Genomic DNA, 1565 nt, shown 5'->3' on the forward strand with positions numbered 1-1565 from the left:
GCTCCGCCGGCCTTGGCATTCAGGCCCAGCGCAGCCGGCCCTTGGATGCGTGATAGGCGAGATAGACGCCGAAGAGGCCCGCCGCAAGCCCGAACCAGGTGACGGCGTAAGAGAGGTGTTCGTTGCGGAAGCTCACCACCGTCTGGCCGCCCTTGGGCCAACCGCCCGGATTGGGGGCGGCATCCGCTTCGATCAAAACGGGCGCGGCCAACCGAATATGGTCGGCAGCGGCAATGCCTTTGAGATCGCGGGAATACCAGATCCGATGAGCCGTATCGGGCAAGGGCGTGAAGACGCCCGGCGCGTCCGGCACGCGCCACACCCCCACCAACTGCGTCACGCCATCCACGGGCGTGCGGGTCGCGGGATCGAGTTTGTCTTTGGGAATAAAGCCGCGATCCACCAGCAGGGTATGGCCATCGCTGGCCAGAAACGGCGTCAGCACGTGATAGACCGCCGCGCCGCCCTCGCCCGTGGTGAAAACATAGGCTTCCTTGCTATTGTCGAAACGTCCCTCCAGCGCAACGCGGCGATACTGCATCGCGTCGGCGCTCGTCTTGAGGGCCTGATCCAGGGAAATCGGCGCAGCGGTCATATGGCCATTCACTTCCGCGATCAGCCCCAGCTTCCATTGCAGCCGCTGCAGCTGCCACACGCCCAGCCCGATCAGAATAGCGGCCGCGATCAGCACTGCGACCGTCACCCCGGGATAGGGACGAAACCGCAAGGCCATCAGTGCCTCCGCCCTTCGCCCGCTTTGTGCTTGTACTGGAGAACCAGGAGCGTGGATTTGGAGAGGCGCAGGAAAGCCAGGCTGAGGATCACGATCAGCGGCGCCCACAACACCGCATGCACCCAATAGGGCGGCGAGAAGGTGAATTCGACCCACAAGGCCAGCCCCGCCACAATGGCGCCCACGATCAGGATGCCGAACACGGCAGGTCCATCGCCAGCATCGAACATCGCATAGTCCAGGCCGCAGGAGGGGCAAGCCGGTTTGAGCTTGATATAGCCGTCAAACAACGGCCCCTGCCCGCATTGCGGACAGAGGCCGAGGAAAGCGCAGCGAGCCGTATTAGGCAGCGGTGACCGGGCCCTGACCCCAGACATAGATGCAGGCGAAGAGGAACAGCCACACCACGTCGACGAAGTGCCAGTACCAGGCCGCCGCCTCGAAGCCGAAATGGCGGGTCGGCGTGAACTGGCCGGCAATGGCACGCGCCAGGCATACGGTCAGGAAGATCGTGCCGATGATGACATGGAAGCCGTGGAAGCCGGTTGCCATGAAGAAGGTCGAGCCATAGATGGCGTCGAAATTACCCGCGCCGGACGCCAGCGAGACGTGCGCGGCATCGGTGAAGGGCTGCAGCGCCAGATTGTTGAAGCCGAAGGTAAAGGGCGCGTGGGCATATTCGTAAGCTTGCACCGCAGTGAAGCTCGCGCCCAGCAGCACCGTGATCAGCAAGCCCTGGATCGCGCCCTTGCGGTCGCCCGACTGCAGCGCGTGATGCGCCCAGGTGACGGTGGTGCCCGAGGTGAGCAGGATCAGCGTGTTGAGCAGCGGG

General features: G+C 64.1%; 3 protein-coding genes. All 3 read right to left on the bottom strand.

The window, feature by feature from the left end; all coding sequences use genetic code 11:
- Positions 1-19: 19 nt before the first annotated feature.
- Entirely contained in the window at positions 20-733 is a 714-nt protein-coding gene (locus VGM61_RS04725) for an SURF1 family protein (RefSeq protein ID WP_331521581.1), read from the bottom strand.
- Complete coding sequence (locus VGM61_RS04730; protein ID WP_331521582.1) at positions 733-1023, bottom strand: DUF983 domain-containing protein; 291 nt, start codon at positions 1021-1023, stop codon at positions 733-735. Before VGM61_RS04730 ends, VGM61_RS04725 begins: the two co-directional genes overlap by 1 nt.
- 52 nt (positions 1024-1075) lie before the next feature.
- Positions 1076-1565: cytochrome c oxidase subunit 3 (locus VGM61_RS04735; protein ID WP_331521583.1), on the bottom strand; the 490-nt coding region annotated here is incomplete at its 5' end.

The organism is Pinirhizobacter sp. (genome assembly GCF_036499745.1).
In the GTDB taxonomy this organism is placed as follows: Bacteria; Pseudomonadota; Gammaproteobacteria; order Xanthomonadales; family Rhodanobacteraceae; genus Pinirhizobacter.